Raw genomic sequence first — 7056 nt, 5'->3', positions numbered from 1 at the left:
GGCTGAACGGCACGCTGTAGCTGCCCGAGCCGCTGGCGGTGGCGACCATCGCGCCGTCGAGCAGCAGCTCGATGCGCGAGATGCCGCTGCGGTCGCTGGCGCTGAAGGTGATGGTGGTGTTGCGCGCGAAGCTCGCGCCATTGGCGAGCGGGCTGCCGCCGGCCGCGACGGCGGCCAGCTGCGGACCTTCGAGGTCGGGCTGGACCGGTGCGCGCGACAGCGTCACCGCGCGGCTCAGCTCGGCGCTGCGGCCGGCCTGGTCGAGCGCGACGACGCGGAAGCTGTGGTTGCCGTCGGTGCTGGCGTCGGTGTTCCAGGCGTAGCTGTACGGGGTGGCGGTGCGCGTCGCGACGAGTTGCTCGTCGAGGTAGAAGCGCACGCTGGCCACGCCGGAGGCATCGCTCGCACTCGCCTCGACGGTGATGGGGCCGCTGACGATGCTGCCAGGGGCCGGGTTGTTGATCGACAGCACCGGCGCCTGCGTGTCGACCAGCACGCCGCCAGACAGCGAGGCGGTGGTCACGGTGCCCGCCGCGTTGCGGAACTGCACGCTGACCGGCTTCCGGCCGTCGCCCTCGGACAGCGTGAAGTCGACAGTCGCGCGGCCGTTGGCAAGCGATTGGAACGAGGTCCCGGCGAAGGCCGTGCCTTCGGCGATGCGGAATTCGGTGGCGTTGATGCAGGCCACGTCGAGCGTGACGGTGCGGCCTTCGTAGAAGGGCAACGGGCTCGCCAGCCGCACAGAAGGCGCGATCAGCGGCGCGAGCGCCAGGAAGTTGCCGTAGTTGACACCGGCAGACACGGCATCGCCCTGCCCTTGCGGGTTGCCCGCGGTGTCCTTCGGGCCGCTCGGGTGGCCCCACCAGTTGCCGCTGGCCTGGATCAGCGTGGCCGGCGTGCGGTTCAGGATCGCCTGCGTGGTGTTGCCGGCGAACTGCGTGCTGCCGATGACGGGCGCGCTGTTGCCGTCGGCGTCCAGCCCGATCGCGTTGCGCAGGAAGCTGGAGCCGGTGATGGCCGGCGATGCACCGTCGACCAGGCGCAGGCCGGTCGTGCCGTCCATCACCTGCAGGTATTCGAGACCGGGGCCGAAGCCGCGCAGCGTCACCGCCGCGCCGGCATCGCCGCCGCCGGCGTAGCGCACCGTCCAGTCGCTCAGCGACAGGCTGCCGAAGGCGGCGGCGGATTTCTCGAAGCGCAGCCCGCGCCAGTCGCCGGCCGCCGGCACCTGCGCCGCCCCGTTGGTCTGCCCGCCGTTGGCATCGTCCTTCTGGCTGGTCAGCACCACCCCCTTGCCGGCCGTCAGCTTGTCGCGCAGCACCAGCTGCGCGTCGCCGCCGAACTTGATGACGACACCGTCGTCGACGATCAGCTCGGCCGATCGCGTCGAGACCGCACTGGCCGCCAACGCGACGGCCGTCAGCGTGGCGAGCACGCGCCGCACGGTGGGGTTGACCTCTGTCGTCATCATGGTCCTGTGCAAACCAGTAGGTGATTCGTGCGGGCGGGTCGTGCCGGGAGCCTGCCGTCAGCCGCGGAAGCCGGCGGCGCGCAGCGCGGCGTACGGAACGTCGTAGGCCTTGCCGCTGGCGGTCAGCAGCCGGGCGGTCGCCTCGCCGACCATCGACACCGTGACCTCCACCTTCTCGACCTGCTCGTTGTGCGCGAAGCGCGACAGGTCGAGCGTGCCGGCCACGACCACGGTGTAGGTGGTGGTCGCCTGCAGCGTGCTCGGGCCCGACGGCAGCGTCACCGACACCGACGCGTTGCCGCTGCCGGTGCTGCCGGTGATGGCCGGGCTCAGCGCCTCGGTCGGCTGGCCGTAGGCCGGCACGATGCGCAGCAGCACGGTGTTGCCGACCGGCACGTTGACGGTCTGGAACACGACGTCGATCGGGCCGGTGGTGGTGGCCGGCAGCGTCACGTCGGCATTGCCGGTCGGGTTGGCCGGCACGGCGGTGCCGGCGACCGAGGCGATGCGCAGGCTCGGGGCCTCGGCGATGAAGACCGGGCCGGGGACGTCGGCGACGAAGGCCGGGGTGGCCGCGCCGGAGTAGGTGATGGCCTCGCCTTCGATGCGCACGCGGCCCACCGAACCGCCGAAAACCCCGCCGCCAACCGCTCCGCAGTTCTGCCGCGGCTGGTTGCTGTTGTTGATGCAACCTCCTTCGGCCAGCAGGCTGCCGTTGCCCGACACGGTCGTGGCGACCAACCGGATGCCACCGCCCGAACCACCCGCGCCGTTGCCGCCCGCGCCGGTCCCCGCGAGCCCGCCGCCGTCGCCGCCGCGCGCATTGATGGTGCCGGTCACCTGCAGCACGCCCGACGATGCGATCAGGATGGCGCCGCCGCCACCGCCGCCGCCGGCGCCCGGGAAGGCCGTACCGCCTCGGCCGCCGCCACCGCCGGAGCCGCCGAGCAGAGGCTGCAGCAACGGCGACCCATAGGTCTTGCCGACGATCGTGATGGAGTTGATGTCGCAGTAGTAGCTCGCGCCCCAGGACTGGTAGGCCTTGGTGGCATACCCGCCCCCGATGCCGATGTAGTGGTACTGGCCCATCGCGTTGCAGCCGTCCGGGCCTTCGACGCCCCCCGGCCCGCCGCCCGGGCCCAGGCCACTGCCGCCGCGCACGATCTCCGCCCGCTGCTGCGTGTCGTCGCGCCCGCCACGGCCGCCGTCGTAGCCGCCCGGCCCGCCGACGCCCGGGATGGCATCGTCGCCCTGCAAGCCATCGCCATAGGTGCCGGTCGACGTCGCATCGGTGCCGCGGATGTCGATCGTCCCGGCGATCGTCACATTGCCGCTGGCCAGGATGAACACCGGCGTGTTGGCGGTGTTCTTCTTGAACTTGACCGTCACGCCGCTCGGGATGTTGACCGTCGTGTAGTTCAGGATGCCCGACTCGGGCAGCTGGATCTCGGTGTTGACGGTCGGGTTCAGTGAGCCGTCGGCACCGGTGCTGCCGCTGTTGAAGGCCGCCTGCGCCGAGGCTGCCGCCAGCGCCGCCAGCACGAAGGCCGCCTGGGGCTTGAAGGTGGAAAGTGTCATGGAGGGGCTCCTCGTAGCAGGGTGGACGACAGGACGTGAAGGAAGGAAGAAGAGGGACATGGGTGCTCCAGGCTCGGTCACTGCGGGGCGACCACGTTGATGGTGTTGGCGGGGCTCGGGTCGGCCGACGTGAGGCCGCCGTACACCTCGAGGCGCACGACGCGGTTGCCCAGCGGGGCCGCGGCGTCGACGGTGACGGCCACGCTGAGCAGTTCGCCCAGCGCGTCCTGCGACCACGCGATGTCGCTGGTCGGGCGCAGGCCGCTGCCCGGCGCGAAGACGACGCGCACCACGTTCTTCAGGTTGCTGCCGCGGATGAGCAGCGTCGCGCCCTTGCCTTGCTCGAAGACGATCGGCGAGACCGAGGTCATGGTCGGCAGGCTGCCGATGCCGAAGGCCGCGAGCGCCGGGTTGGCGAAGGTGACCGTGCGGCCGGCGGCCGTGCCCAGCCGCAGCCAGCGCAGGCCGAGCGGCGCATCCGGCGCGACCGACAGCGTCAGGCTCAGTTGGCTGCCGTCGCCGTTGACCACCGGGGCGCCGAGCAGCAGGCCGGTGGCCGGTGTCGCCGTGACCGTGGTCACCGTGTCGAGCCCGCGTCCGTCGATCGTCACCGTGCCGGAACCGCCCTGCAACCAGCCGGTCGGGCTGATCGCCTGCGCGACCGTGCCGACCACCACGCCGACGGCCTTGCTGGCGGCCGTGCCGGCGACGCTTTGCGGTGCGGGCGTCGCACTGCCCACCACCACGCCGACGTGCGGCGCACCGATCAGGCGGCTGACCGGATCCGGCGGCACCGTGACGCCGCTGCCGACCAGCACGCCGACCGGCTGTGACAGCACACCGGCGTAGGTCGGACCCACCTGTGTCGCGATGCGCACGATGTTGCCCGGCTGCACGGTGGACGTGGACTCACCGGCCGCCGTCGTCACGACAACCGCGCGGCTGCCCGATGCGGCACCGGCGGCCACCGTCGCGTTGAAAGTCAGCAGCGTGCCTTCGGCGTTGACCTGGAACGGCCCGGCCAGCACGCTTTGCGGCGGCTCGATGCGCACCGCCGACACGTTGGTGAAGTTGCGCCCGCGCACCGTCAGCGTGACGGCGCCCTGCCCGGCCAGCAGCACCTGCGGCGCGACGGCCGTCAGCTCGGGCACCGGCGCCGAGACGAGGAAGCTGGCGTCGCCGGGGCGCGAGAAGGTCACCGGCTTGCCGGCAGCCGTCAGCGCCAGGCGGCGTGCGCCGAGCGCCGCAGCGGCGTCGACCGTGATGTCCACGTTCAGCTGCGTGCCGTCGCCATTGACGGTCGGCGTGCCCACCGTGACGCCGGTGGCCGGCGTCACGCTGACGCCGCTGACCGCCTGCAGGCCGGCGCCGCGCACGGTGACGGTGGTGGTGGTGCCGACCACGCCGATGTTCGGGCGCACCTCGGTGATGCCGGTGCCGAGCAGCACGCCGACCAGCGTCGAGACCGGCTGGCGCTGCACCGGCTCGACCGGCGAGGTGGCCGTGCCGACGACGACGCCGACCAGGCGCGAGGCCACCGGCGTCACCGTCTCGCGCACCGTGGAGGCCACCGTGAAGCTGTTGGCCGGCGACAGTGTCGCGCTGGTGGTGCCGGACGGCGTGACGACCTGCAGCAGCCGGTTGCCGGTGGGCGCATCGGCATCGATCTGCAGCGGTGCGGACAGCGTGCGGCCGTCAGCGCTGACAACCGGCGACACGTCCGGATGCACGCCGGTGTCGGGCACGAGGCGCACCTGGCCCTGCTGCAGGTGGCGTCCATGCACCAGCAGTTTCACCAGCTGGCCGCGGCTGCCGAAGATCGGCTCGATCGATTCGATGGACGGCAGGCCGGTCATCAGTTGCACCACCGACACGGCGGGGTTGGCGAACACGAGTTCCTTGCCGGCCGCATCGCGCACCACCAGCTTGCGCGCGCCGATCGGCGCATCGGCTGCTGTCGTCAGCGTGACGCGCAGTTCGCTGGACTGGGCATTGAGCGTGACCGGGCCGAGCGTGATGCCGGTGGCCGGCAGCACGCTCACCTGCGCGCCGGCCGGGATGGCGGCGCCGGTGATCGCGATCTCGGTGCTGCTGCCGACGGCCCACGAGCGCGGGGCCACTTGCGACAGCACGCCGCCCACCGCCACGCCGACCACCGCGTTGACGGCGGTGACCTGGCGCGTGGCGGCCGGCGCGTTCGACTGCACGACCACGCCGACGGGCGACGCGTAGGCGGTGTTGGCGCCGCGGAAATCGGCGGTGATGAACAGCGGCACGCTGATGCGCGCCAGCGTGGTCGAGTCGGCCGTCAGCGTGACGGTGCCGGTCAGCTTGGGCACGATGGTGATCTTCGCGCTGGTCTGGCCGGCCGGGATCACGAGGCTGGCCGGCGTGACGGTCGCCTTGCTGGTGTCCGAGACCGAGAGGTTCAGCGTGTTGTCGCGGTAGTCGGCCTTGGACAGGCGGATCGTGATGTCGCGAGCCTTGCCATCCGGCGGCAGCGCGATCGGCGTCGGCTCGATGGCCACGATCGGGGGCACCGGCGCCTGCACCGGCAGCGCGACGGCGTTCGACAGCAGGTACTGGCCCGGGTGCGCCGCATCGGGCGTGCGCACCTGGGCCTGCAGCGTCACTGGCGAGGGCTGGCCGGGCAGCGTGCCGCGCAGTTGCGTGCTGCTGACGACGACCGTCGGCACCGAGGCGGAATTGAAGGTGAGCTCGGAGCTGGATGCGAAGTTGCGGCCCGTCACGGTGATCTCGGTGGCGCCGGCACCGGCCAGCACCGTGGCCGGGTCGAGGGCCGTGATGGCCGGCATCGGAGCCGTCACATGGATCGCGTTGGCGAGCAGCACCTCGCCCGCGTCGACCTGCAAGCGCAGGCCCGCGGCGCCGGGCGTGGCAGCCGCATCCACCTTCAGCTGCATGAAGAGCTGCGAGGACGACCCACCGCTGAACGGCGTCAGCGTCAGGCCGGCACGGTCGAACGCTGCGCTGCCGAGGCCGGTGAGGCGCGAGCCGTTCACCGTCAGCGTGACGGTCTGGCCCTGCTCCACCGTCGCGGGCGACACGCTGCTGAGCGACGGGCTGGCACCGACCGACACCGAGCCGGCGGTGATCACGTAGGGGATGCCGCGCAGGCCCCAGCGCACGCTGCCGGTGACGTCGCCGGCCGGCACCGCGATGCCGTTCAGCGCATTGCCGCTGGCGCGGTTGCCGACGCCACTGGGCGAGGCCGCCAGGTCGACCGTGATGGCCGCGCCCTGCTGGTTGCGGATGTCGACGTAGTTCAGCACCGGCGCGGCGCCGCGGATCGCGAGGCCCTTGCCATGCTCGAACACCATCTGCTCGAGCCGCGTGTTGCTGGTGGTGCCGCTGCCGAACACCCACTGGTCCCAGTCGCCGGGCGCGGCGGCCTGGGCCTGGCGCGTCTTGTCCGACAGCACACGGATCGGCAGTGCCGCGGTGCCGATCGCGCGCACCGTGCCCGCTTGAACCGTGAGCCGCGCACCGGCTGCCATGTAGACGGTGACGCCGGGATCGATGCTGAGCGTTGCGCCGCCCTGCACCACGACCTCGCCGCTCAGCAGGTAGGGGCTGTCGGCCGCGCTCCAGCGCGTGTCGCCGCCGATCGCGCCGGACACCGCGGTCTGCGCGGACGCGGCCAGCGGCAACAGCCCGGCCACCGTGAGGACGACGGCTGAGAAGGCGAGTCTGGCGCGCAGGCAGGCAGGAAGCGTCATGGGCTCGGGTCCGCGAAGGGAGGACATCGGTTGAAGCGGCGACAGGAGACGGACTGCGGCATCGCCATGCGCCAGGCACGGCAGAGCCGGACTCGGGCCGCCTTTTCAGGCAGCGGGAGACAGGTGCGGGTCGGGGACTGTCGCTAGCCGATCAGTGGCGGCAAGACGCGGTGCCAGCAGGGCGTGGCAGCGCGGGAATGACATCGTCGGGCGACGATGCGTGAGGTCTTCGCGGTGCCGTGTTGATACGGCACACATGCTTTCAGC

The 7056-nt window shown here is 72.1% G+C and carries 3 protein-coding genes; all 3 read right to left on the bottom strand.

What is annotated here, in order from left to right; all coding sequences use genetic code 11:
* Positions 1-1468: Ig-like domain-containing protein (locus AC1D01_RS15200; RefSeq protein ID WP_477867600.1), on the bottom strand; the 1468-nt coding region annotated here is incomplete at its 3' end.
* A 60-nt stretch (positions 1469-1528) separates the two neighbouring features.
* On the bottom strand, positions 1529-3049 hold the full coding sequence (locus tag AC1D01_RS15195; protein ID WP_477867598.1) for a hypothetical protein: 1521 nt from the start codon (positions 3047-3049) through the stop codon (positions 1529-1531).
* A 77-nt stretch (positions 3050-3126) separates the two neighbouring features.
* A complete protein-coding gene (locus tag AC1D01_RS15190) occupies positions 3127-6789 on the bottom strand; it encodes an IPT/TIG domain-containing protein (protein ID WP_477867596.1) in 3663 nt (1220 codons plus the stop codon).
* Positions 6790-7056 lie beyond the last annotated feature (267 nt).

It is taken from the genome of Rhizobacter sp. P3_B12 (assembly GCF_056402895.1).
The sequence above is the reverse complement of the archived record's forward strand: the minus strand, read 5'-3'. Positions and strand labels throughout refer to the sequence as shown.